This is a genomic window from Sphingobium algorifonticola, assembly GCF_004005485.1.
In the GTDB taxonomy this organism is placed as follows: Bacteria; Pseudomonadota; Alphaproteobacteria; order Sphingomonadales; family Sphingomonadaceae; genus Sphingobium; species Sphingobium algorifonticola.
In genome coordinates, this window is record NZ_RZUL01000001.1 from 629,052 (window position 1) to 655,199 (window position 26,148).

Here is a 26,148-nt window from a genome sequence, read left to right on the forward strand (position 1 = left end):
ATGGTCCCCTCGCGCCCCTCGATGTCATGCCCCTCGATATCATGCCTTGCGACGCTCATGGCTTCCGTCCTGTTGCCTGCAAGCGCCCTTGCGCAGACGGTGCCACCCCCCGGTCCGGTGCCGACCGGCGCACCGACGCGCGAGGAGATCGAGCGCGGCGCCCTGCCTAGCGGAGAGACGCCCGCGCCATCCCGCCTGACGGTGGAGGGCGGCGTCGAACGGTCGCCCTGCCCGCTGGCCGATCCGCGCTATGCCAGCGTCACCGTCAATTTCGCCGATGTTCGGTTCGACAATCTGAAGGCCGTCGATCCCGCCAGCCTGCGCGATAGCTGGGCGGATCTGGCGGGGCGCGACGTGCCGATCGCCAGCCTGTGCGAAATCCGGGACCGGGCGGCGACGGCGCTGCGTGCGCGCGGTTTTCTGGCCGCCGTGCAGATGCCCGCACAACGGATAGAAAAGGGCGGCACCGTCGTTCTCGACGTGCTGATGGCGCGCCTCGTCAGCATCGAGGTGCGCGGCGACGCGGGCAATGGCGAGCGGATGATCGCCGCGCATCTGGAGGCGCTGATCGGGCAGCCTGCTTTCAACAGCATGATGGCCGAGCGGCATCTGCTGCTGGCCCGCGACATGCCGGGTTACGACGTGCGGCTGGCATTGCGCCCGGCGCGGACACGCGTGCCGGGCGAAGTGATCGGCGAAGTCCGCGTCACGCGCCGCGCCGTGCAGCTCGACGTCAACGTCCAGAATCTGGGGTCGCCCAGTGTCGGCCGCTTCGGCGCGCTCGCCCGGCTGCAAATCAACGACCTGACCGGCCTTGCCGACAGCACCGTCCTCAGCCTGTTTTCCACTGCGCAGACCAGCGAACAGACGGTGCTGCAATTCGGGCACAGCATGGGGTTGGGCAGCGACGGACTGCGGCTGTCGGGCGATTTCACTTATGCGTGGACCAAGCCGGATATCGTCGACCGGACCATCAAGTCCGAAACGCTGATCGCCAGCATCGCGTTGAGCTATCCGATCGTGCGGCGGCAGTCGCGCAATCTGGTCGGCGCCATCGGCCTCGACATTGTCGATCAGGATGTCGATTTTCGCGGTACCAACGCGACCACGCCGCTCAGCCGCGACCGGCTGCGCGTCGTCTACGCCCGGCTCGATGCCGAAGCGATCGACACCGCCAGCCTGACCAGCACCACCGGCTATTCCGCGGCCGAGCCGAAATGGCGGATCGGCGGATCGATCGAGGCACGGCATGGCATCGCCGGGCTTGGCGCCAGCGACCCCTGCGGCCCGGCGGGGATCGCCTGCCGCGCCCCGCGCGTGCCGCTTGGCCGGCCGGAGGGCGATCCCAGCGCCTTCGTGCTGCGCGCCAATGGCTATGCCGAAGTGCGCCCGGTGCCCAATATTGCCTTCAGCCTTTCGCCGCGCGCGCAATATGCGCCGCACGCTCTGCTTTCCTATGAGGAAATGAGCGTCGGCAACTATACCGTCGGGCGCGGCTATGATCCGGGCGCGGCCATCGGTGACAGCGGTGTGGGCGTTGCGGCCGAAGTGCGCGTCGGCAGCATCATGCCGCGCAGCACGAAGGATCTGACGCTGCAACCTTATGCCTTTTTCGACGCCGCCTGGATCTGGAACCGGGATAGCGGCTTTGACGGGATAGACCCGCAGAAACTCTATTCGGCGGGCGGCGGACTGCGCGGCGCGTTCGGCAACCGGGCGCGATACGACCTGAGCGTCGCGGTGCCGCTGAAGAAAACGATATTCGAAACCACGCGCAGCGATGTGCGCGTGCTGCTGTCGGTGACGGCACAATTGATCCCCTGGAGGCGATGATGGGCAAGTTGCGCCGACGGCTGTTCACAACCTGCGCCACGGCCATCGTGATGGGCGGCATTGCGGGCATCGTGCCGCTGGATGCGCAGGGTGGCTTTCTGGGCAATGTGACCGGCACCGTCGGCAGCCCCGGCATCTTCCGTGGCAGCATGGACATCATCGAAGTCAACAATCCGCAGACGATTGTCGACTGGCGGCCCAACGACCAGGTGGGCACCGGCGCGATCGATTTCCTGCCCGATGGCAACATGGTGCTCTATCGCAACAATCCCAGCGCCGGGTTGACCAATTACACGGTCCTCAACCGGATTCAGCCCGTCGATGTCGCCACCGGCCTGCCGACGTCGCGCGTCATCGAACTGAACGGCACGATCCAGAGCCGCATCGACGGCGCACCGGGCGGTTCGGTCTGGTTCTACACGCCGGGCGGCTTCGTGGTCGGATCGACCGGCGTGCTCGACATCGGCAATCTGGTGCTCAGCAGCAACCCGATCGATACCACCGGCGGGCTGTTCGGCCCGGGCAACACCATCCGCTTTCGCGGCGCAGCGGGCAACGCCGCCGGGGTGACGATCAACAGCGGCGCGCAGATCACAGCCTCCGCCGCGAACAGCTATGTCGCGCTCGTCGCGCCGCGCGTCGAACAGGGCGGCACCGTCGCCGTCAACGGATCGACCGCCTATGTCGCCGCCGAACAGGCCGATATCCGCATCAACGGCGGGCTGTTCGATATTGCCGTGACAGTCGGCACGACCGACACCAATGGGGTCGTCCATACGGGCACGACAAACGGTCCGGCATCCACCAACAATCCGCCGTCTGCACCCGACAATCAGCGCGTCTTCATGGTCGCGGTTCCCAAGAACAACGCCCTCACCATGCTGTTGTCGGGCGATGTCGGCTATCCCGCCGCCGCCAGCGTCGCTCAGGAAAACAGCGCGGTCGTGCTGTCCGCGGGCTATGATATCGCCGGTGGCCTGATCGACGCACCGTCCAGCGGCGCGGGCACCGGCACCGCCAGCCTGTCGCTGGGTGCAGGCACATGGTCCTCCCCGGTCGATGCCGCGGCGAACAGCGCGATCACCATCGCGGGCGCGGGCCTCACGCGCTTTGCCGGGAACACGACGCTGACCGCGCTGGGCAGCATCGCCCTGACCGCCGGAATCGGGAAGACAATCGAGGCGCTGGGGGACCTGCGCCTTGTCGCGGGGAACGGCGCGATCGGCGGCGCGGTCGGCATATCCGCAACCGGCGGCAGCATCGTCGCGGCACCGGGCAGCGTCGCTGTCACCGGGCAGCTTGCGATCGACGCATCGGGCAACGGCAATCCGATCGTGCCGGACGCGACCGGCGGCAGCATTGTCATCAGCGCCAATGCCGCCGCCATCACGACCGGTAGTCTGGTGGCCAATGCCGCCGCCAATGCCAGCAGCGACAACAACCGGTCCGGCACCGCGACCGGCGGCAGCGTCACCCTGACGGCGACCAACGGCGCGACGCTTGGGCTGGGCAACGTCAATGTCGATGCCTCGGGCAACAGCCTGTTCACCAGCGTCCCCAATCAGATCGGCGGCAACGCGCAGGGTGGCGTGGTCCGCATCAACGCGACGGCCAGCACGACCACGTTCGGCACGGTGGAACTGCGCGCCCAGGCGACCGGCGGCACATCGTCCACCGGGGCGGCGGGGCGCGCCACCGCAGGCGACATCTATGTCGATCTGTCGGGCGGCACGCATAACTGGACGAGCCTGTTCGGCGACGTGACGAGCGCCATGGGCTATTCCACGAACGGCGGCCCGCTGGGCGGGTCGCTCCCCGGCGCAAACGGCATCAGCCTGGACGTCTACAACAACGCGCGCCTGGCCCTGGCGCAATCGGTGTCGCTCTATGGCGATACCGCGATCCTCGGCTTGGGCGGCAGCGCGCCGACGCCCGCGCAGGCCAGCACGATCGTCGCGCGTGCGCGCGATGGCGGCACCATTGCGGTGACGAGCGATTTCTTCGCACGCGCCGGTGTCCAGTCCAATCCGTTCAACCCCGGATCGCCGACATCAACCAGCGTCCCGAACGGATTCGGCGGGACGATCCAGGTCAGCGCCGAAGGCGGCACATTTTCCGCCGGGGGCCTTTCCCTGGCCGCCAATGCCGAAGGCCTGGGCGGCGCACAGTCCGGCGGCACGATGACCGGCGGCACCATTTCCGTTTTCGCCACCCGCAACAACGGTCTGCGCGGTGCGCTCTCGATCACCGATTGCGCCAGTTTCCTGTGCAGGCTGTCAGCCAACGGCATCGGGGCCACCGCCACCAACGGCACAAATGGCACCGGCGGCAGCATCCTGCTCTACAGCAGCGATGCCGACCTCAGCATCCCCGGTGTACTGGAAATCACGGCGATCGGGCGAGCGGGCGGGTCGATCGGTTCGGACGGCATTGTCGGCGCGACCGGCACCGGAACAGGCGGCCTGATCACGATCGAAAGCCGCTTCGGGGCGCTCGGCAATGGCATCCTGACCTTGGGCACCGTGGATGCCGGGGCCGACGGCTCGGCCACACCGCTGGGCGAAGGGGCCTTTTTCAACGAAGGGGACGGCGGGCTGGGCCAGGGCGGCACGATCGCCGTCAACCTGCTGGGCGGGCAACTCAATGCCACGACGATCACGGCGGCGGCACGGGGCATCGGCGGCGCGTCCGCGCTGAATTGCCCGACCTGCGGCAGCGGCGGCGGCACGACTGCCTTTGTGGCGGGCACGGGACAGGGCGGCAGCGCCACTTTCGTGCTCGGCGGCGGCACGGGCACGATCGGCACCATAGACATTTCCGCGACCGGCACCGGCGGCGCCGCGCAAAGCGGCGCGGGGGCGGCCGTCACCAGCGCGATCAGCGGCGCGGGGGTCGGTGGCACCGCCAGCTTCGAAGCGACCAGCGGCGCGCTGACGGTCGGCACCCTGCGCATCGGGGCGGAGGGAACCGGCGGCGAGAGCATCGACGTGATCGACGGCAACGGCGCAGACGGCAACAGCGGCACCGGCGGCGTCGCCCGGTTCCGCATGGACAGCGGCACCACCGCCGCGGTTACCGTCACCAGCCTCCTCGTCGCGGCGTCGGGCACCGGCAGCGCGGGCGGCAACAGCGGCTTTCAGGAAGCCACTACCAGCTTCCGCGCGGGCAATGGCGGCGGCGGCACCGGCGGGGAGATCGATTTCCTTCTGGCAGGCGGCATCTTGTCCGCGCCGTCGATCACCTTGTCCGCGCTGGGCACCGGCGGCGCAGGCGGCGACAACGCGAACGGCGGCAACGGCGGCAATGCAGGCAACAGCACCGGCGGCACGGCACGGCTGGCCTTTTCCAGCGAAGGGCACAGCATCGGTTCCGTCACGGTATCGGCCGTCGGCACCGGCGGCGCGGCAGGCAACGCCCGCCGTGTGATCGGTTTTGATCTCAATGACGACCCGATTTACGCCTATGGCCCCGGCGCGGGCGGCAGCGGTGGCAATGGCACAGGCGGTACGGCGGCGTTCCTGCTCGATGTCGATCCGGTCTTCGCCAACCTGACCGTCGATGCCAGCGGCATCGGATCGGTCGGCGGTGTCGGCGCGACCGGCGGCACAGGCGGCAGCGGCTTTGGCGGCACGGGCGGCACCGGTGCGGATCTGACCGTGACGTTCGGCACGCTGACCGTCACGAACCAGCTGCGCGTGCTCGCACAGGGCACCGGCGGCGCAGGGGGAGACGGGTTCTCCGGGCGCGGCGGTGATGGCGGAAACGGCACGGGCGGCGATGCGGGGCTGACCGTCGCCGGGCCTTCGGCGCTGGTGCAGACGAACCTGCTGACGGTCAGCGCCGGTGGCCTGGGCGGCGCAGGCGGACGCAGCGGTGTACAGGGTGGCGCGGGCATCAACGGCACCAATGGCGGCGTGGCGCTGGGCGGCGCAGCGGCGGTACGGATTACCGACAACGGCACGATCGAACTGGGCGGCCAGAGCCGGATCAGCGCCGACGCGACCGGCGGTGCGGGCACCATAGGCACAGGCAGCACCGTGGCCGGTAATGGCGGAGACGGCGGTGCCGGGGGCAATGCGACGGGCGGCAGTGCCCGCGTCCTGGCGGAAAACGGCACGGTGCGCCAGACCGCACCCGGCACGTTGACGATCGCCGCCAACGCCACCGGCGGCCTGGGTGCGCCGGGCCTGCCCGACGGCGGCAGTGGCGGCGGCGGCGGAAACGCAACGGGCGGCATTGCCCAACTGGATGGGTCAAGCGCGGTGCTTGAACTCCAGACCGTGATCCTGTCGGCCAACGCGACCGGGGCGGCCGGACGCGATGGCGGCAGCGGCGGCAATGGCGGCGTAGCGACCGGCGGCACGGCGGGCCTGGGCCTGTTCGACTTCACCGGATCGCCCGGACCGTCGGTCGCGCCGCTGGCGCCGGAAGCGACGATCGCATCGCTGGAGATCGCCACCGACGCGACCGGGGGCAGCGGCGGGAGCGGTACGACCGGCAACGCGGGCAGCGGCGGCGCGGCAACCGGCGGCACAGCGTCCGCCAGCGTCAGCGGGGCGACGGGCGCAACCGTCGCGGCGCTCGCCATCCGGGCGGCGGCGACCGGCGGCGCAGGCGGGCTGTCGGCGGGTCCGGGCCAGCCCGGCGCGGCAGGGGGCAATGCGCTGGGCGGACAGGCGCAGCTGAATGTGATTGCGGACGGCACACTCGATCTGACCGGCGGGCTGGCCATCGCCGCCGATGCCACCGGCGGCGCAGGCAGCGGCGGGGCCACCGGCACGACCGGCGGGACGGGTGGACGCGGCGGCAACGGTCGCGGCGGCAGCAGCGGGCTGACGATCGATACCGCTACGCTGCGCACCGCCGCCTTCACGGCCAACAGCCTTTCGGCACGGGGCACCGGGGGCGCGGGCGGCACCGGCGGGACCGGCAGCGCCACCGGGGCGAGCGGCGGCATCGGCGGCGATGGCGGGGAAGGCACTGGCGGGACCACGCAATTCAGCGCGGCCAACGGCAATTTCGCGCTGGCCGACCTGACGATGGCAGCGAACGGCATCGGCGGTGACGGTGGAGCAGGCGGCACCGGGCCGGGCTTTCCCGGCAATCCCTCGGCCACGCCGCCGATCCCCCCCAGCGGCCCGGTCCAGTCGGGCAATGGCGCGGGCGGCTTTGCAACGGGCGGCACGGCGCGCCTGCTGAACGGCGACGGCGGCACATTGGCGACGGGTGCACTGCGCAGCATCGCGAACGTCGCGATGCAGGCCAATGGCGATTTCCAGACGGCTGGCGGCTTTGCCGGCGGCACACAGGGCGGCAGCATCGTCATCACCGACAGCAGCGGCGCCCCCGGCGGCGGCCTTTCGATCGGCGGTACGCTCGATGCCGAGGCTCTGGGCGCCAATTGCGCCTGCACCGGCATCGCGGTCGGCAGCAGCCGCAACAGCATTCGGGCGGGCAGCGCGACCTTCATCACCAACGACGCCCTGGCCTTCACCTTCGGTCTCAACGGGCAGTTGCGCACGACCGACGGCCTCCAGGCCTTTGGCGACGCATCGATCACGATCACCCAGACCGCGCTTGGCCCGGCGCTGACGCCCGGCCTGTTTGGCGGCTTCGTATCGCTCGAATCCTTTGGCGACATCACGGCCAGCCCGCTCGCCCGCATCCAGGCGACGAATGCGATCGCCATTCGCAGCTTCGACGGCGCGATCAACATGACGCAGCTGACCGCGGGCACGACGATCGATCTGGCGACGAGCGACGATTTCATAGGCGTCGGAACGGCCAGCGCAGGCACCGGAATTACCATCGATTCCGGCGCGAACCTGATCGCCAATTTCCTGACGGCGGGCACCGGCGACATCGTGCTGACCAGCCGCGACGGCCAGACCCAGATCAGCAATTCTACCGCCGGGCGCGACTTCACGATCACGGCGACCGGCGGCGGCGTGCTCCAGTCCGGCACGGTGCGCGCCGGGCGCAGCCTGACGTTCACGGGCACCAGCGTCACCGCAGGCACCGTCTTTGCGGGCGATGACCTCACGCTCAATGCGCTGGCCGGGGTCGCCACGCTTCAGAACGGCACCACGACCGGGCTCGGCGCATCCGGCGGCAGCATATTGACTGTCTCGGGCACCAATGGCGCCGTGGCATTCAACGCGACGTCGGCGGACGATATCGTCATTACCGGCGGTACGGATGCCTTCATTTCCACCCAGGCCAATGCCGGACGCGACATCCTTGTGACCGCGACATCGGGCAACGCGTTCCTCAATACGCTGACGGCGGCCCGCACGATCGACGCGACCGTCAACGGCGCCGTCTCGGTCGGTTCGGCCACCAGCGGCGGACTCCTCCGCCTGCGCTCGATCACGGACAGTATCGGTGGCGGATCCTTGACCGGCGGCAGCATCAGCCTGTCCGGCGATCGGGGCGTCAGCCTCGGACAACTATCGTCCGGCAGCACCGCGAATATCACCGCCGCCAACGGTCTGATCGCCCTCGATAATGTGACGGCGGCCGGACGAATCGACGCCACCGCGCAGGGGATCGCGATCAGCGGACCGGGCACGCTTACCTTCGGAACGGTAACGGCGACCGGGGGCACCGTGACGCTCGGCGCGGCCGCTCTCAGCGCCGATCGACTTGACGCCACCGGCGCGATCGCGGTCGCCGCGACCGACGGCAACGCGACGCTCGGGGCGCTTGCCTCGGGCACGACCATCGACGTTACGGCCAGCCGCGCCATCGCCCTCACATCGGCCACGGCCACCGGCGCGCTGCGCGTCGCGGCTAACGGGGGCACGCTCACCGGCGGATCGCTTACCGGCGGCACTCTCGCGCTGACCGGCGATCAGGGCATTTCCGTCACCCAACTGCGCGCCAACGGCACGGCGGTGCTCGCCGCAGCCAATGGTGCAATCGTGCTGCCCGATCTGGCGGCCGCCGGTAGCGTCAGCGCGACCGCCCGCAGCGTCGATATCAGCGGCGCAGGCACGCTGGCCTTCAACAGCGTCACGGCGACGGCAGGGCCGATTGCCCTGCGCGCCGCCACGCTAACGGCCGACGATCTCACCACCCCCGCCGCCGTCAGCCTGACCAGCACGGGCAGCTTCGTAAGCGCGTCGGATATCGACGGCAGCAGCCTTGCGATCGTTTCCGCGCGCGAGGCGAGCCTGGGCGGGCCGGTGACGATCGGCGGACCGCTGACGATCGCCGCCGCCGGGGTGGCGACGATCACCGGTGGCACCGTCTCCGCCCGCACGATCGACATCCGGTCGCGCGACATAGTGATCGGTGCGGGCGCGCAGCTGGGCGTGCGCGGCGTCACCACGGGCCTGTCGCTCACCAACACCGACAACCAGCGGCAGACCTTCATCGGCGGCGGATCTTTGACCGGCAGCTACAGCCTGTCGGCCACAGAAATCTCGCAGCTGTTTGCCGACAGTATCGCTGTGACGGGCAACCGGGTCTCGGCGGCGCAATCGACTGCGTTCGGATCGTCGCGCGCGGCCGATGTGTCGGTACGCGACTTCACCGTGACGGCCGGGGCAACGGGCAACATCGCCAGCACGGGGACCTTTTCGATCGTCTCGACCGGCAAGGTGCGCGTGCAGGGGGCCGTCCGCTTTACCGGGCTTGCGCCGCAGGGCGGCCTGACGATCAATGCGCAGGAAGCGGTCGAGGTGATCGCGGGCAGCGGCCTCATCGACCTGCAGGGTGCAAATGCAACGCCGGGCGGCACGCTCCAGATGACCAGTGCCGACGTGATCGTCGCCACATTGGCGGCCATGGATGATGTGAGCGCCGCCACCACGCTCGATGCGCGCAGCGAGCGGCTGGGGCAGAATGACGGCATCGTCGTGCAGGATGGCTATCTGCGCGCGGGCGCCATCCGCCTGGCCGTATCCGGGGGCGCCTATATCCAGAACAGCGGATCGACCGACGCCTTTGCCGACCGGCGCGGCTTTACCGCGGGCAGCATCCGCATCGACGCGGCGAATGCCAGCACGCAGATCGTCCTGAACGGACAGCTGATCGACACCGTCCGCGGCTTTGTGACCGGCAAGGATGCCATCGCGCTGCTGTCCATCAACGGCGTGGCAGGCGGTCAGGTCGGCCAATATGCCGACCGCTCGACGCTGAACGGGTGCCTGATTGCCAATCCCGCCGGGTGCGACGCGCCTGCCGTGTCGACGCCGGACAATCGCGATGCGATCGACCGCATTCTTGACCCGACCGTTGCCGTCGCACAGATTTTCCCGGTCGCCATCGTGCAGCTGCGCGATTTCGTGGCGGAAGGCTATCCGCCGCTGATCGACGAGCCGGTGACGGGCGCGGGTAACGAGGATTTGTGGGACAGCAATTGCAGTGTCGCGGGGGACGAAGGATGCCCCGATCCTGCATCGCCCTGAACCGATGGCCTGCACCGGATCGCCTGGACCGGCGGCGCAACGAAACGGACTGACACCAGAGGGGGAACACGCATGACGAAGGCTTCCGACCTGTTCATCCAATGCCTTGAGGAAGAAGGCTGCGAGTATATTTTCGGGGTGCCGGGCGAGGAGAATCTCGACATGCTCGACAGCCTCAGCCGGTCCAAATCGATCAAGCTCATCCTGACCCGGCATGAGCAGGGCGCGGGCTTCATGGCGGCGACTTATGGCCGCCATACCGGCAAGACCGGCGTCTGCATGGCGACGCTGGGGCCAGGGGCAACCAATTTCGTGACGGCGGCGGCCTATGCGCAACTGGGCGGCATGCCGATCCTGATGGTGACGGGGCAGAAGCCGATCAAGAAAAGCAAGCAAGGCCGCTTCCAGATTCTGGATGTCGTGTCGATGATGGGACCGATCACCAAATATACCCATCAGCTTGCCAGCGCCGACAATATTCCAAGCCGCGTGCGCGAAGCCTTTCGCCTCGCCGAGGAGGAAAAGCCCGGCGCGACGCATCTGGAGTTCCCCGAGGATGTCGCCGACGAGCATACCGATTCCACACCGATCAAGCCCAGCCTCGCCCGCCGCCCCTCCGCCGATCCCAAGGCGGTGCGCGCCGCGGTCAATATGCTGGAAAAGGCCAAGGCCCCCGTCCTCGTCATCGGCGCTGGCGCCAATCGCAAGATGACCGGGCGCATGCTGCTGCAATTCGTGGAAAAGACCGGCATCCCCTTCCTCACCACGCAACTCGGCAAGGGCGTGATCGACGAAACCCATCCCAAGTTCCTGGGCTGCGCGGCGCTCTCCGCCGGGGATTTCGTGCATCGTGCGATCGGCGCGGCTGACCTCATCGTCAACATCGGCCATGATGTGATCGAAAAGCCGCCTTTCTTCATGAAGAATGACGGCGGCACCCCGGTCATCCACGTGTCCACCCGCTCGGCCGAAGTCGATCCGGTCTATTTCCCGCAGGTGGAAGTGATCGGCGATATCGCCAATGCCATCTGGCAGATGAAGGAAGACATCGTGCCGCAAGGCTGGGGCTGCGAAAAGATGCTGGCCTATCGCGCGGCCGAAGTCGCGCATACCGCCAGCCTGGACGGCGACGCCCGCTTCCCCATCTTCCCCCCCTATCTGGTCCGCAAGATCCGCGAGGTGATGCCCAACGACGGCATCATCTGTCTCGACAATGGCGTCTACAAGATATGGTTCGCCCGCAACTATCCCGCGCGGCAGCAGAATACCGTGCTGCTCGACAATGCCCTGGCGACGATGGGCGCGGGGCTTCCGTCGGCGATGGCCAGCGCCATGGTCTATCCCGATCGCAAGGTGATGGCGATCTGCGGCGATGGCGGCTTCATGATGAACAGCCAGGAAATGGAAACCGCCGTGCGGTTGAAGCTGAACATCACCGTGCTGATCCTGAACGACGGCAGTTACGGGATGATCCGCTGGAAACAGGCCAATATGGGTTTCGAGGACTGGGGACTGACCTACGGCAATCCCGATTTCGTGAAATATGCGCAGGCCTATGGCGCGCATGGCCATCGCGTCGAAAGCGCCGCGCATCTGGAGGAACTGCTGCGTCATACCCGCGACACGCCGGGCGTCCACCTGATCGACTGTCCGGTCGACTACAGCGAGAACGACCGGATATTGAACAAGGATATCAAGGAACTGAGCGCCGCGCTTTAGTCTCCCTCTCCCCTTCAGGGGAGAGGGCCGGGGAGAGGGGAACATAGTCCGACGTTCCGCGCTTCCCCCTCTCCCTAACCCTCTCCCCTGAAGGGGAGAGGGGACCATGAGGACCATCATGACCCAACTCAAATCCGTCTATCCGCTCTATCTCAACAACAAGGCGGTCCAGCCCAACACCGACCTCGAAGTGACCGACAAGTTCACCGGGGAAGTTGCGTTCCGCGTGGCGCAGGCGGACAGGGCGACGATCGAGGAAGGCATTGCCGGCGCGGTGCGCGCGGCCGAGCCGATGGCGCGCATGGCCGCCTATGAACGCCAGGCGGTGCTCCAGCATTGCGTCGATCGGTTCAAGCAACGGTTCGACGAGCTGGCCTATGCGCTGTGCGTGGAAGCGGGCAAGCCGATCAAGGACAGCGAAGGCGAAGTCGGCCGCCTGATCGACACCTTCCGCATCGCCGCGGAGGAAAGCGTGCGGATGACCGGCGAAGTCCAGCCGCTCGACATATCCCCGCGCGCAAAGGGCTATCAGGGCATATGGAAGCGCGTGCCGATCGGCCCGTGCAGCTTCATTTCGCCCTTCAACTTCCCGCTCAATCTTGCCGCGCACAAGATCGCGCCCGCCATCGCCGTCGGCTGCCCCTTTGTCATGAAACCCGCCAGCCGCACCCCGCTGGGCGCGATCATCATGGGCGAGATACTCGCCGAAACCGACCTGCCCGAAGGCGCGTTCTCCATCCTCCCCGCCCATCGCGAAGGGGCGGACCTGTTCACCGAGGACGACCGGCTGAAGCTGCTCTCCTTCACCGGCAGTCCCGGCGTCGGCTGGGATTTGAAAGCGAAGGCGGGAAAGAAGAAAGTGGTGCTGGAACTGGGCGGCAACGCCGCGGTCATCATCGATGCCGACGCCGATCTCGACGATGCGCTGGAACGGGTGATCTTCGGCGCTTTCTACCAGTCGGGCCAGAGCTGCATCGGGGTGCAGCGGATCATCATCCACGAGCGCATCTATGACCGGTTCCGCGACATGCTGGTCGCGAAAACCAAAACGCTGGTGGCGGGCGATCCCAAGGATCGCGCCACGTTCGTCGGCCCGATGATTTCGCAAGGCGAGGCGAAGCGGCTCGACGGCTGGATACAGGCGGCGATCGCGGGCGGCGCGACCCTGCTGTGCGGCGGCAAGCGCGACGGCGCGATGCTGGAGGCGACTCTCCTTGAAAATGTCGATCGCAAAGCCGACGCCTATCGCGAGGAAGCCTTCGGTCCGCTGGCGCTGCTGAGCCGATTCGACGATTTCGACGCCGCGCTGGAGGAAGTGAACGACAGCAAGTTCGGATTGCAGGCGGGCATCTTCACCCGCGACCTGTTCAAGATGTTCGACGCGTGGGACCGGCTGGACGTCGGCGGCATCGTCATCAACGACGTGCCGAGCTATCGCGTGGACAACATGCCCTATGGTGGGGTCAAGGATTCGGGGCTGGGGCGCGAGGGCATACGCTTTGCGATGGAGGACATGACCGAAATCCGCAACCTCGTCATCCGGCGCAACTGAGCGCATTTCGGATTGAAACTGCGCCCCGGTCGGCGCTAGGGTGCGACACAGAAACAGGCGGTCGCTCGCATACTGACGGGGGCGTGCCCGGCCGATCCGGCCCGGCGCGGATTGGGGGCGTACAGATGGGTTTTCGGGGCAGAAGCATCCGCATCAGGGCGGCTGTAGCGGCAGGTCTGCTGCTGGCCGCACTTGCGTTGCTGACGGTGATCCCGATTGCCGGGCTTTCCAACAGCGCCGGGCAGAAATCGCTGTTTTCTGCGGTGTTGAACGCCGCAACATCCGCAACTTCGTTGGACCGCAAACCGGCGGCGACGGCCACGCGCGGCACCTTCACCGGTGTCGCGTCCTGCGCCGGCACGACCTGCCACGGACGGATGGAAGCCGATGGCAAGGTGGTGCGGCAGGACGAGTTGCAACGCTGGCAGGAACCGTCCACGCAGGGCGGCGCGCACAGCCGCGCCTTCGCGGTGCTGGGTGGCGCGCGCAGCCGCCAGATCGCGGCGACGCTCGGCATCGGCGATCCGACCGCTGCCACCGAATGCCTCGGCTGTCACGCAACCCCGACATCGGGTCCGCGCGGCGACCGCTTTTTGACGCAGGACGGCGTGGGATGCGAGGCATGCCATGGCCCGGCGGGCGGCTGGATCGCCTCGCATTACGCCGTCGGCGCGAGCCATGCGACCAATGTCTCCAATGGCCTGGTCCCGCTCGACCGGCCCGCCGCCCGCGCCGCCGTCTGCCTCGACTGCCATTTCGGCAGCGACCGGCCCGGCCAGTTCGTCACGCACCGGATCATGGCGGCGGGCCATCCCCGCATCGCCTTCGAGCTGGACCTGTTTTCCACGCTTCAGGCGCATCATGACGAGGATGCCGATTATGTCAGCCGCAAGGGGCGACCCGACAGCCTCCGCCTGTGGGCGGTAGGGCAGGCGCTGGCGCTGGAACGCTCGCTCTCGCTCTACGCCGGGGCGCGCGGCACCGAAGGCGTGTTCCCGGAGTTTTACTTCCTCGATTGCCATAGCTGCCACCGCCGCATCTACGATCAGGACAGCCGCGTCAAAAGCTGGGAAGCCAACCCCGGCCGCCCCATCCCGCCGGGCATGCCGCCCTATAATGACGAGAACATCATCATGCTGTCTGCCGCCGCGCAGGTCGCGGCCCCTGCCCTTGCTGCCCGGTTCGAAAGCGACAGCCGCGCATTTCATGCCGCCATGGGCCGGGATCGCGCGAGCAGCGTCGCGGCGGCCCGACGTCTCGCGGCCAGCGCCGCCGCCCTCGCCGCGCAGTTCGCCAGCGCGCCGCCGGGGGGCGACATGGCCTTTGCCATCGTCGAGCGGATCGCTGGCCAGGCCATCGCGCCGCGCTTCACCGATTATGAAGGGTCGGTCCAGGCCGTCATGGGGCTGGACACGCTGCTCAATGCGCTGGTCAAATCGGGCCGGGTGACGGTCGGCGCGGCGGCGGGCATCCGCGCCGACATCAACCGCGCCTATGCCGCCGTACGCGAACCCAACAGCTTCCGCCCCGGCGATTTCCGCATGGCACTGGGCAGCGCGGCGCGCGGCATCGGGGCGTTGCGGTGAAGCCTGTCATGACCAAGGCCATGTTCCTGCGGACGCAGGAACCCAGAGCGCCGAAATACAGCCTGCGCGTTGTGGACTCTGGGCTCCTGCTTTCGCAGGAGAACAGACCGACATGAAGCGTCTTTCCGCATTTCTGGCCGGTGCGTCGCTGGTTCTCTCGTCGTGCGGCGGCGGGGGATCGTCGACGCCGACGCCAGCACCCACGCCCTCCCCCACGCCGACACCGACACCCGCCGGTCTCTATGCCGTGCCCGCGCCCGAGGCGCTGACCGTCGCCGATGTCGAGACAGTGGTCGCCCGCGCCGCTGCGGAAGCGCGCGCCCGCAACCTGCCCGCCGTCATCGCCGTGACCGACCGGGTGGGCAACGTGCTTGCCATCTTCGCCATGACCGGCGCGCGGACCACGGCCACCACCAGCGCGGCACCGGATGGCCAGAATATCGACGCGCAGAACCTGACCGTGCCCGCCGCGGCCGGGGCCATCGCCAAGGCGATCACCGGCGCCTATCTTTCCAGCGGCGGCAACGCCTTTTCCACGCGCACGGCGAGCCAGATCGTCCAGCCGCATTTCCCGCCAGCGCCGACGACGGTCGGCCTGGAAAGCGGGCCGCTGTTCGGGGTGCAGTTCAGCCAGTTGCCCTGCTCGGACCTTGCCGCGCGTTATGCCTCCTCGGGCACCGGCGCGCTGATCGGGCCGAAGCGGTCGCCGCTGGGCCTGGCCGCCGACGCAGGTGGCTTCCCGCTCTACAAGAACGGCGTGGTCGTCGGCGGCATCGGGGTGATGGCCGATGGCGTCTATGGCTTCGATCCCAACATTCTCGACGATGACAATGACCCGGAAGAGTATATCGCGCTCGCCGGAACGGTGGGGTTCGAAGCGCCCGAAAGCATCCGCGCCAACCGCATTTCGGTGGACGGCACGCTGCTGCGCTATGCAGACGCCACCTATGCGGGTCTGATCGCGACCGGTTCGCCCAGCTTTGCCGCGACCAACCCCGCGCTCGGCAGCCTTGTCGCGGTGCGCGGCTATTATGGCGATCCGGCCCCGGCGATACTGGCGGGTACGCCTTATGGCAGCGAAGCCTCGGGCATCCGCGCGTCACGCAGCGCGGAGTTTTCGAATCGTGACGCCTTTGTGCTGACCGACGGCGCGGGCAACAACCGCTTCCCGATCCGCGCCGCGACCGACGCCGCCGATGTCGCCCAGCCCCTCACCGCCGCCGAAGTAACGGCGATCCTGGAGGAAGCCTTTACCGTCATGAGCCGCGCCCGTGCGCAGATCCGGCAGCCGCTCGACAGCCGGGCGCAGGTGACCATCTCGGTCGTCGACACACGCGGGCAGGCGCTGGGTATCGTCCGCTCGCCCGACGCGCCAATCTTCGGCACGGACGTCTCGCTGCAAAAGGCCCGCACCGCCGCCTTCTTTTCGTTCGCACGCGCAGGCGATGAACTGCTCGCCAATCCGAGCGCGGACGTGCGGGCATTTGTGGGCAAGGCCCGCGCGTTTTTCAACGATCAGAGCGCGCTGACCGGCAAGACCGCCTATACCGACCGCGCCCATGGCCTGATTTCCCGCCCCTATTTCCCCGATGGCGAAGTCGGTCGGCCCAACGGCCCCTTTTCCCGCCCGATCGCGCAGTTCAACCCCTTCTCCACCGGGCTGCAATCGGCACTGGTGCTGGGTGATCTCGCCGCGCATCTCGGCTTCGTCACCGGCGCGTCGCCCACCGATACGCCGCAACGCTGCACAGCCTTGCCCGCCCCCGCCGCGAACCAGAACCGCCTGCAGAACGGTATTCAGATTTTCCCCGGCTCCGTCCCCATCTATCGCGGCAATGTCCTGATCGGCGGCATCGGCGTGTCGGGGGACGGGATCGATCAGGACGACATGATATCGTTCCTGGGTCTCAACAACGGCGGCAAGCGGACGAGCGGCGTCGGCAACGCGCCCGCCGCCATTCGCGCCGATCAGGTCGTCGTGCAGCTTGGCAATGCCAGCGTGCGGCTGCGCTATGTCGGTTGTCCCTTCGCGCCCTTCCTCGATACCAATGCGCAAGACGCCTGCGGGGGGCTGTAGGCGATGGCGCTCCTGTCTCTTCTGCCGCTGGTCGCGGCGATAAGCGGAGCGGACGCACAGCCGCCCGTACCGCCGCCGCCGGACAACTGGCAGGACGTCATCGCCGCGCCCGAGCATCAGTCGGAGGCCGATGCCGACGAACAGTTGATCGACGGCCGCCGCCGCCCCGGTTTCGAGCGGGAATTGCCGGACAGGGTAACGCAGGACAACCCCGGCGCGGTGCGGGCACCGCCGCCCGAAGCCTTTCCGGTCGATCAGGTGCCGGTCCCCGACCGGTGGCGGCTGATCGAGAGCCTGGGCGTCGTCAAGGAACGCTGGTTCGACCCCTATAATCAGAATACGCTGAAAGGGGACCGGCCGATCAATCGGGACAAGGTCAAATGGCTGCCGATCCATCATGACGACTGGTTCTTCGTTGCCAGCGCCGTCAGCGATACGGTGCTGGAACCGCGCACCTTCCCGATCCCCGTGGGTGTGCAGACAACCGAGCGGCCCGGCAGTCTCGACGTGTTCGGCAAGGATGCGAGCTTCGTGTTTTCGCAGACCGTCATCCTGGGTGCGTCGCTGGTGAAGGGATCGACGGCATTCAAACCGCCGGAGATCGAATATCGCGTCGCGCTTGCGTTCAACGTCAATCATGTCGATGTGCCTGAACGGCGCGTGCTGTTCGTGGAACCCTCGAAGCGCAGCCGCCGCACCGATCATTTCCTGGGTGTACAGGAGCTGTTCGTCGACTATCACCTCGCCAACACGTCCGACCGCTATGATTTCCGCTCGCTGCGTGTCGGCATTCAGCCGATGCAGTCGGATTTCCGCGGCTTCCTGTTCAACGATCAGCAGCTTGGCATCCGCCTGTTCGGCAATCGCGACAACAACCGGTTCCAGTTCAACCTCGCGGCTTTCTGGCGGCTGGAAAAGGATACCAACAGCGGCCTCAACAGCGTGGTGCAGCGGCCGCGCGACGATTTCATCTTTCTCGCCAACGTCTATCGGCAGGATTTCCTGATCCCCGGCCTCACCAGCCAGATCACGGCAGTGTACAACATGAACCGCGAAAAGGGCGATGTGGAGATCGACGACAACGGCTTTCCGGTGCGCCCGGCGCTGCTCGGCGACTTGCGGGGCCGCGCCTATGATGTCGTCTACCTCGGCTACAATGCCGATGGCCGAATCGGGCGGCTCAACCTTACGGCGTCGGTCTACGGCGCGCTGGGGGAAGACCGGAACAGCTTCTTTACCTCACGCAAGGCCGAAATCCGCGCCTTCTTCGCGGCGGGGGAACTGAGCTACGATATCGACTGGATGCGCTTTCGCCTCTCGGGCCTCTATGCCAGCGGCGACAAGGATCCCTATGACGATACCGAAACCGGCTTCGACGCGATCTTCGAGAATCCGGTCTTCGCCGGGGCCGACACGAGCTACTGGATCCGCCAGACGATTCCGTTCGCAGGCGGCGGGCGCGTCATTGCGATCAACGGACGCAACGGTATCCTCAATTCGCTGCGATCCTCGAAGGAACAGGGCCAGTCCAATTTCAACAACCCCGGCACGATGCTGGTCGGCGCAGGCGCCGATTTCGACCTGACGCCTACCACGCGCCTGTCGGCGAACGCCAATCATCTGTGGTTCCAGAACACCGCCACCTTGCAGGCGCTGCGGGTCGAGGGCAGCATTCCCAAATCGATCGGTTGGGACCTGTCCGCCGCCGCGATCTGGCGGCCCAAGGCGACACAGAATATCGTGTTCCGCCTGTCCGCCGCGACCCTTCTGCCCGGCAAGGGGTTTCGTGATCTTTTCGACAACAGCCAGCGCCACCGGAACTATTATTCGGTGCTCGCCAATGTGATTTTGAGCTACTGATGCGCGACTTGCTCCCTTCTCTCCTGCGGCTGCGGGGTTGGCTCGCGCTCCTGCTCGCCGCCCTGCTCGTGCCCGTCGCCATCGTGCAGGCGAGCGACGAGGAAAAGCCGGTCAAGCGCGTCTATGCGATCGCCCCGCCCGCGCCGATGAGCCAGACGGCGGCGCAGGTCGCGGCCAAATCCGACGGCTGCTATAGCTGCCATGTCCAGACCGACGAACCCTCGATGCATGCCACCCCCGCCGTCATGCTGGGCTGCACCGATTGTCACGGCGGCAATGCATCGGTGCGCGGCGACCCGGCGCTGGGCTTCGACCATCCCGATTATGCCGCCGCGCGGGACAAGGCGCATGTCCTGCCGACCTATCCCGAAAGCTGGCATTATCCCTCCTCCGCCAATCCCAAGCGCACCTATGCGCTGCTCAATCGCGAAGCGCCCGAGTTTGTGCGCTTCGTCAATCCGTCCGACTATCGCGTGGCGCGCGAAGCCTGCGGATCGTGCCACTTGGCGACGATCGAGGCGGCGGAGCGGTCGATCATGGCGTCGGGCGCGATGCTGTGGGGGGGCGCGGCGTACAACAACGGGATCGTGCCGTTCAAGAATTACATCTTCGGCGAGGCTTACACCCGCGAAGGCGAACCGGCGAAGATCGTCACGCCCGGCAATCCGCCCGGCACATTGACCGAAGCGGAAAAGGCGCGCGGCGCGCTGGCCGAGCTCTATCCGTTGCCGACCTGGCATGTCATTCCGCCCGGTGACGTGTTCCGCGTGTTCGAGCGGGGCGGGCGCAACATCCAGACGCAGTTCGCCGAAATCGGCCTGCCCAACCCCACCGGATCGATCCAGCGGCTGGAGGAACCAGGCCGTCCCGACCTCAAGCAGTCGAGCCGTGGCCCCGGCACCGGCCTGCGCGTCGCCATCCCCGTGCTCAACATTCACAAGACCCGCCTGAACGATCCCTTCATGTGGTTCATGGGCACCAACGACCAGCCGGGCGACTATCGCCATTCGGGCTGTTCGGGCTGCCATGTCGTCTATGCCAACGACCGCGAACCGCGCCACAGCCTGATCTACGCCCAATATGGCCGCGACGGGCAAAGCGCGACGATCGACCCGACGATCGCCGCCAAGGTGCAGCATGCCGAAACCGGGCATGGCGGTCTGAAAGGCAAGCACGGCGAAGCAGTCGAGCCGGGACATGATGCCGCAACGCCCGAACATCCTGTCGCCGCCGCCAAGGAAAGCGGCCACCCGATCAAACATGCCTTCACGCGGGCCATTCCGACGGCGCAGTGCATGAATTGCCACATGCATCAGCCCAATATCTTCCTGAACAGCTATCTGGGCTACACCATGTGGGACTATGAGTCCGACGCACCCCTGATGTGGCCCAAGAAGCAGAAATATCCGACCGCGGCGGAAGTCCACGCCACGCTCGACCGCAACCCCGAAGGTGCCGCGCCCAAGGGCAACTGGTCCGACATCGATTTCCTGCGCAACGTCTATGACCTGAACGAGAAGGCGAAGGACACGCAGTTCGCCGATTATCATGGCCATGGCTGGAACTTCCGGGGCATCTTCAAGCGGGATCGCGAAGGCAATCTCCTCGACAAGGACGGCAAGATCGTCGCCAACGACGATCCCGAAAAGTGGCGCAAGAAGGGTGAGGGCAAGTTCGTGCAGCCGGGCACCAACCCCGGCAAGACCGTGCACATGATGGACATCCACGCTGAAAAGGGCCTGCAATGCGCCGATTGCCATTTCGGCCAGGACAGCCACGGCAACGGCTTCATCTATGGCGAAGTCGCCAATGCCATCGAAATCGGGTGCAAGGATTGCCATGGCACGGCGGATGCCTATCCGACGCTGCTGACATCTGGCCCCGCCGCGCCGCCCAAGGGCACCAACCTGGCGCTGCTGCGCAACCCGGATGGCAAGCGGCGGTTCGAATTGTTCTACGACGCCAGCGGCAGGCGGACGCTGATCCAGCGGTCGATCGTCGATCCCAAGCTCGAATGGGAAGTCAGCCTCGTCAAGGATTCGGTCGACGCCACCAGCCCGCATTTCAATGGCCGGGCGGCGCGCGCCAAGCTGATGAGCAAAGCGGGCTATGAAGGCGGCGACTATGCCTTCGGTCCGGGTGTCGCCCAAGGGGATCGGGCGCATGGCGACGACAAGATGGCCTGCTTCACCTGTCATTTGAGCTGGACGACGAGCTGCGGCGGCTGTCACCTGCCGATCGAAGCCAACTGGAAAACCAAGGTCCAGCATTTCGAAGGCGAGGAAACGCGCAACTTCGCGACCTACAACCCGCAGGTCGCGCGCGACGAGATGTTCCAGCTTGGCCGCCACATGACGACGAAGGGCAACCAGATCACGCCGGTCCGCTCGACCAGCGCGCTGGTGCTGTCCTCCACCAATTTGAACCGCGAGCGCATCTACATCCAGCAGCCGCCGATTTCCGGCATCGGCTTTTCCAGCCAGGCGTTCGCGCCGCATTTTCCGCATACGGTCCGCACGACTGAAACCAAGACCTGCTCGGATTGCCACCTGTCCGACAAGGACGACAACAACGCGATCATGGCGCAGTTGATGCTGCTTGGCACCAATTTCGTGAACTTTGTCGGCCTGAACGCCTGGACCGGCCTTGAAGGCGGGTTCGAGGCGATCCGCATCACCGAATGGGACGAGCCTCAAGCCGTGATCGGCAGCTATCTCCAGAAATATGCCTATCCCGACTATTGGCGCATGCATGTCGAGGACAACAAGCGCGAGCTGAAAAACTGGACGCGCGGCAAGTTCTTCGACGGCAAGGCATCGGGCGAAACACAGGCGATCGAGGAGTTCGCCAATGTCGTGCAGGGCACGGCCGACCGGGTCGGCTGCCTGCAACTGCGCGGCGAATATATGTTCGTGGCGGAGGGTAAGGGCGGCTTCCACGTCTATGATGTCGCCTCGATCGGCAACAAGGGCTTTTCCGAGCGGATCATCAGCGCGCCCTTCTCGAAACTGGGGCACAACACGCGGGTGAAGACCACCAACGCCACCTGCATGGCGCTGCCCACCAATCAGCCGATCGCGCCGACGCGCAGCACGCCCGAACTGCGCAAGATCAATCAGGAACAGCCGTTCCTGCCGATCTATTCCTATGCGGCGGTAACCGACAGCGTAGAGGGCCTCATCATGGTCAATGTCGAGACGATGGCCGACGGCGAGTTCCGCAACAATTTCCTCAAGCGCGCCGTCACCTGGAACCCCGACAATGTGCTGAAAGGCGCGCGACACATCCATCTGGCAGGGGAAATCGCCTATATCGCGGCGGATGCGGGGCTGGTCGTGGTCGATCTGGCCGATCCGCTGAAACCCCGGCTGGCCGCCGTGCGGCCGCTGCGGGATGCGCGGGCGAGCGCCATCCAGTTCCGTTATCTGTGGGTCACGGATGCGGACGGCCTGAAACTGTTCGATGTCACCGATTTGCGCAATCCGGTCGCGGTGCCGACCGCCACTGTGCCGCTGGCCGATGCGCGCCGCATCTACCTGGCGCGCACCTATGCCTATGTCGCGGCGAAGGCGGAGGGGCTGGTGATCGTCAACATCACCAATCCGCTGCGCCCGACGATCTATGCGAAGGAGACGTTCGGCGGGGCGATGACCGATGTCGAGGATGTCATCGTCGGCACCACCAATGCATCGCTTTTCGCCTATGTCGCGGACGGCCGCAACGGTCTCAAGGTCATTCAATTGACCAGCCCCGAAAGCCAGCCCAATTTCTACGGTTTCTCGCCTGCGCCTAAGCCCGAACTGATCGCCTGGGCGCGCACCCCCTCGCCTGCGCTGGCGCTATCCAAGGGGCTGGACCGCGATCGTGCGGTGGACGAAACCGGCGGGCAGATGGCGGTGTTCGGCCGCCTCGGCTCCCGGCCCTTCACGCGATCGGAAATGGAACGGCTGTTCCTCTCGCCCAGAGGGATACCCTATAAGGTGAGCGATACCGTCGACATGCGCGCCTGGCGCCCGCCGCTCAAAAGCCCCGCCGCGGCACACTGATCGCCGGTCGGAACACGGCTCGTCGCATTATGCCGCTTAGTCGCCGTGACCGATGCAGCCTAATGCGCGATCGGTCGTTAACCCGCCATGTCATTCCCCAGCCCGCTGCGCGACCGCCAGACAATCGACGAACGTATCATGATCCGCCGTCAGGCACGCGACATCCGCAGGCAGCGGGCGGAAGCATGGGCGCAGCTTGCCGCCCATTTCCGGTCGCACCAGTCATAACGGAGTCTTCTCGCTCCTATCCCACAGCGCCGTCGCAAAACTAGACCGGCCGTTCGCCGATCAGCGCCCGCACCAGCGGCTGCATGCCGCTATCGAACTTCGCCAGCATCACATGCTCGTCCGCTGTCTCGAAATGGCTGACAAGCCCATGTTCACCCCACCGGTGAATCGCAAAGGCCGGGGGATCGGCGATAATCATCGGGCGGTTGTCCGGCGCTTCGGGGTCGATCGGCGACAGGTCGAGCGACACCTGCGGCGCCGTCGACGGGCAGATGGCGATGGTCGTCCCCTTCCACGGTGCCACGATCGCGCGATGAAGATGGCCGCAGATCAGCGCCTCGACCTGGGCATGGCCCGCGATGGCAGCGGCGAACCGCTGCACCCACGGTTCTTCGGGATGCGTGTTCATCCATGCGATACCCACTTCGACCGGCGGATGATGCATGACGATGATCGTCGGCGTCGCCGGTGCCTCTTCGAGCCGGGCGCGCAGCCAGGCCGCACGGATGTCGCAGAACGCGCCGCCATGGCGATCGGGTTCCAGCGTGTCGATGACGATCAGGCGCAGGCCGTCCAGTGGCACGACATATTGCACGAACCCGTCGACGACCGGGATATGCGGGAAAATGGCAGAGAAGCTCGCACGATCATCATGATTGCCCATGCAGGGATAGACGGGAAAGGGGCATTGGCTGAACGCATTGGCAAGGCGGCGGTAGCTGTCGACGTCACCGCGATCGACCAGATCGCCGGTGGCGAGCAGAATATCGGGGCGATTGGGCCCGCCGATCAGACATCCCAGCGCCTGATCGAGGCGCTTGCGGTTGAACTCGGCCGGATTGTCCGGCTCGAACCCCAGATGAATGTCCGTGATCTGTGCGATCAGCATCGGACGCGCTCCCCTCTCGTCCTTATCTGTTGCGTCGCATGCCCACCGATGCCTCGCCGACAGAAGCGCCCGACAGCGCAATGACCTTGTTGACCGTCTTGTCCCGAATCGTGCCAGCCGGAACCCAGGGTGCGCCGTCACCGGCATGATAGCTGTGACATAGAGCACAGGCGGAGGGCACATCGGCCTTCGCCTTTTCGCCGCCATGGCATTCCCGGCAACTGTTGACGCCCGGCAGCAGCAGATCGCTGGCCTTGGCGGAACGCGGCGCAGCGTGGCAACTCTCGCAGGTCTCGGTGCGATGCGCGGCATGATCGAACCAGCCGTTGACGAAATAGCGCATGGGCTGTTCGACCGGGGCGATCTGCCACCCTGCCTTGCCCGCGACGCCCGGCGGCGTGACGACATGGCAGTCATAGCAAGCACCGCCCTTCGAAAAGACCGCGCGGATCGCCGCTTCGGCATCGGCCGGGCGGGTACGCGCAGCCTGCATATAGGTCGCCGCGGTGCGCCCGGCGGCATAATCGCCCGGAAGGCGCCGCGCCATGCCGCCCAGCGCAATCGGGCGTACCGGCCCGGTCGAGCGATAATAAGCGCGCAGGTCGGCGATCACCTGTGCCGGTTCGCCATGGCGCAAGGTCCGCACGGTGCCGCCGATGCTCTCAAAACCAAGGCTGTGGCAGGACTGGCAATCCTGCTCCATATCGACCGGCAGGAAGCGCACGCCATCGGCGGTGGGCCGATGGCAATCCTTGCAGGCCAGCGCGTCGCCATAGCCTTGTTCGGCGCGCAGGGTCCGCGCCATACGGGCGACACCGCCGGTCTTCTTCAGATGCACGTCATGCGGGAACTTGAGGCCCCCGTCGCTGGTCGGCTTCCGGTCGAGCGAAATGCGGGTGAACGCGGGATGCGGCATCCCGGCCACGGGGGCCTGCGTCAGTACGGCGGCCTTGAACTGGGGATGGGCCGTGCCGAAGTCGCCCGCATTGCCTAGCTTCGTGTCCTTCAGTCGGCTGTCGAGGCTGGCGTGGCAGTCGGTGCAGAACTGCTGCGCGGTCGGCTGCATCGGGCCTGCGCCTTCATGTTCGCTGTGGCAATCGACACAGGCACCGGCGGGCGGCCTGCCGAAGGCGGATGCAAAGCCCGCCAGGATGCGCCCGCCCAGCCCCGGCGCTTCGCGCGCCATCGCGATCCGCGCGGCAGGCGCATGGTCGTGCACCTCCGCGGGGCTGTGGCACGTCTGGCAGGCGCTGTCCTGCACCGCGACGAACGCCTTGACGTGGCAGCTTTCGCATTGCCCTTCCAGCGCATGATGGGCGCGGCTCAACGGGCCAGAAGACCAGGATGCGTCACCCACCACGCCGTCGCCCTTCGCCAGCGCCGCCTTCTGCATCTGCGCCTGCCGTTCGCCCTTTACGGTATAGATGTTGCGCATGTCGGCGGCAGGGCGCGTCGCATAGCTGATGATCGGCACCAGCAGGAAGCCGACCAGAATCGAAAGCGCCAGCGACCAGGCCATCGCGCGCCGCCCGGGCAGCAGCCCGCCGAGCGAAAAGACCCGCGCCTCGTCCTTGTCCTCGCTGGCGTCCGACAGCGCATCGACGCGCTGGACGGAAAGGATGATCTCGTCACCTGCACCATGCGACACGGTGATGCGATGCCCGCCGAACCGCAATTCGGCGCCTTCGACCGCGTCGATATCCGCCCGTGTGACGGTGCGTCCGTCCACACTGAAGCCCAATGTGCCCGTGGCCCGCACGGTGACGCGCCGTCCGTCGATCTGCTCTATCCGGGCATGATCGGGGGTGACCGACAGGTCGGGCAAATGGATGTCGCTGCCCGCCGCGCGGCCGACGGAAAGCTGCGGCTTCGCGAGTGTCGCGGTCCGCACGATTTCCCGCCCGTCGGCGGTGTGGCTGATCTGGCGGATAAGGAAGCTCATGC

Annotated in this window: 11 protein-coding genes; 9 read left to right on the forward strand and 2 right to left on the reverse strand. The window is 66.8% G+C overall.

Translation table 11 applies throughout. The features are described from left to right. Window positions 1-57: 57 nt before the first annotated feature. The 9 genes from ENE74_RS03070 to ENE74_RS18130 all read left to right on the forward strand — a co-directional run bounded on the left by ENE74_RS03070 (window position 58) and on the right by ENE74_RS18130 (window position 23,315). Window positions 58-1,833 carry a ShlB/FhaC/HecB family hemolysin secretion/activation protein gene (locus ENE74_RS03070; protein WP_127689149.1) on the forward strand — a complete coding sequence of 592 codons (1,776 nt, stop codon included), beginning with the start codon at window positions 58-60 and terminating at the stop codon, window positions 1,831-1,833. After that, window positions 1,830-10,247 (forward strand): beta strand repeat-containing protein, encoded by an 8,418-nt coding sequence (locus ENE74_RS18625; protein WP_127689150.1) that lies wholly within the window; start codon window positions 1,830-1,832, stop codon window positions 10,245-10,247. The genes ENE74_RS03070 and ENE74_RS18625 overlap by 4 nt, the downstream gene beginning before the upstream one ends. 72 nt (window positions 10,248-10,319) lie before the next feature. Then, window positions 10,320-11,966 carry an acetolactate synthase large subunit gene (locus ENE74_RS03080; RefSeq protein WP_127689151.1) on the forward strand — a complete coding sequence of 549 codons (1,647 nt, stop codon included), beginning with the start codon at window positions 10,320-10,322 and terminating at the stop codon, window positions 11,964-11,966. Between the two features lie 118 nt (window positions 11,967-12,084). Beyond that, entirely contained in the window at window positions 12,085-13,518 is a 1,434-nt protein-coding gene (locus ENE74_RS03085) for an aldehyde dehydrogenase family protein (RefSeq protein WP_127689152.1), read from the forward strand. A gap of 125 nt (window positions 13,519-13,643) precedes the next feature. Further along, the gene (locus ENE74_RS03090; RefSeq protein ID WP_127689153.1) at window positions 13,644-15,104 is read left to right on the forward strand and encodes a multiheme c-type cytochrome; all 1,461 of its coding nucleotides are present in this window, start codon (window positions 13,644-13,646) and stop codon (window positions 15,102-15,104) included. 112 nt (window positions 15,105-15,216) lie between these two features. Continuing rightward, window positions 15,217-17,181, forward strand: a complete 1,965-nt coding sequence (locus ENE74_RS03095; protein ID WP_127689154.1) for a heme-binding protein — start codon at window positions 15,217-15,219, stop codon at window positions 17,179-17,181. Window positions 17,182-17,184: 3 nt separating this feature from the next. After that, complete coding sequence (locus ENE74_RS03100) at window positions 17,185-19,041, forward strand: hypothetical protein (protein WP_127689155.1); 1,857 nt, start codon at window positions 17,185-17,187, stop codon at window positions 19,039-19,041. Next, window positions 19,041-23,087 carry an LVIVD repeat-containing protein gene (locus ENE74_RS03105; RefSeq protein WP_127689156.1) on the forward strand — a complete coding sequence of 1,349 codons (4,047 nt, stop codon included), beginning with the start codon at window positions 19,041-19,043 and terminating at the stop codon, window positions 23,085-23,087. The genes ENE74_RS03100 and ENE74_RS03105 overlap by 1 nt, the downstream gene beginning before the upstream one ends. An 87-nt stretch (window positions 23,088-23,174) precedes the next feature. Then, window positions 23,175-23,315, forward strand: coding sequence for a hypothetical protein (locus ENE74_RS18130; RefSeq protein ID WP_164847360.1), 141 nt, complete (start codon window positions 23,175-23,177; stop codon window positions 23,313-23,315). Window positions 23,316-23,355: 40 nt separating this feature from the next. Here the strand turns inward: ENE74_RS18130 and ENE74_RS03110 are convergent, their stop codons facing one another. Next, the gene (locus tag ENE74_RS03110) at window positions 23,356-24,204 is read right to left on the reverse strand and encodes a phosphodiesterase (RefSeq protein ID WP_127689157.1); all 849 of its coding nucleotides are present in this window, start codon (window positions 24,202-24,204) and stop codon (window positions 23,356-23,358) included. Between the two features lie 22 nt (window positions 24,205-24,226). Next, complete coding sequence (locus tag ENE74_RS03115; RefSeq protein WP_127689158.1) at window positions 24,227-26,146, reverse strand: FHA domain-containing protein; 1,920 nt, start codon at window positions 26,144-26,146, stop codon at window positions 24,227-24,229. Window positions 26,147-26,148 lie beyond the last annotated feature (2 nt).

Coding starts and splice junctions, on each gene's coding strand:
- ENE74_RS03110 (WP_127689157.1), bottom strand. CDS start 24,204: ATGCTGATCGCACAGATCACGGACATTCATCTGGGGTTCGAGCCGGAC.
- ENE74_RS03070 (WP_127689149.1), top strand. CDS start 58: ATGGCTTCCGTCCTGTTGCCTGCAAGCGCCCTTGCGCAGACGGTGCCA.
- ENE74_RS03115 (WP_127689158.1), bottom strand. CDS start 26,146: ATGAGCTTCCTTATCCGCCAGATCAGCCACACCGCCGACGGGCGGGAA.
- ENE74_RS03080 (WP_127689151.1), top strand. CDS start 10,320: ATGACGAAGGCTTCCGACCTGTTCATCCAATGCCTTGAGGAAGAAGGC.
- ENE74_RS03100 (WP_127689155.1), top strand. CDS start 17,185: ATGGCGCTCCTGTCTCTTCTGCCGCTGGTCGCGGCGATAAGCGGAGCG.
- ENE74_RS03090 (WP_127689153.1), top strand. CDS start 13,644: ATGGGTTTTCGGGGCAGAAGCATCCGCATCAGGGCGGCTGTAGCGGCA.
- ENE74_RS03085 (WP_127689152.1), top strand. CDS start 12,085: ATGACCCAACTCAAATCCGTCTATCCGCTCTATCTCAACAACAAGGCG.
- ENE74_RS03095 (WP_127689154.1), top strand. CDS start 15,217: ATGAAGCGTCTTTCCGCATTTCTGGCCGGTGCGTCGCTGGTTCTCTCG.
- ENE74_RS18130 (WP_164847360.1), top strand. CDS start 23,175: ATGTCATTCCCCAGCCCGCTGCGCGACCGCCAGACAATCGACGAACGT.
- ENE74_RS03105 (WP_127689156.1), top strand. CDS start 19,041: ATGCGCGACTTGCTCCCTTCTCTCCTGCGGCTGCGGGGTTGGCTCGCG.
- ENE74_RS18625 (WP_127689150.1), top strand. CDS start 1,830: ATGATGGGCAAGTTGCGCCGACGGCTGTTCACAACCTGCGCCACGGCC.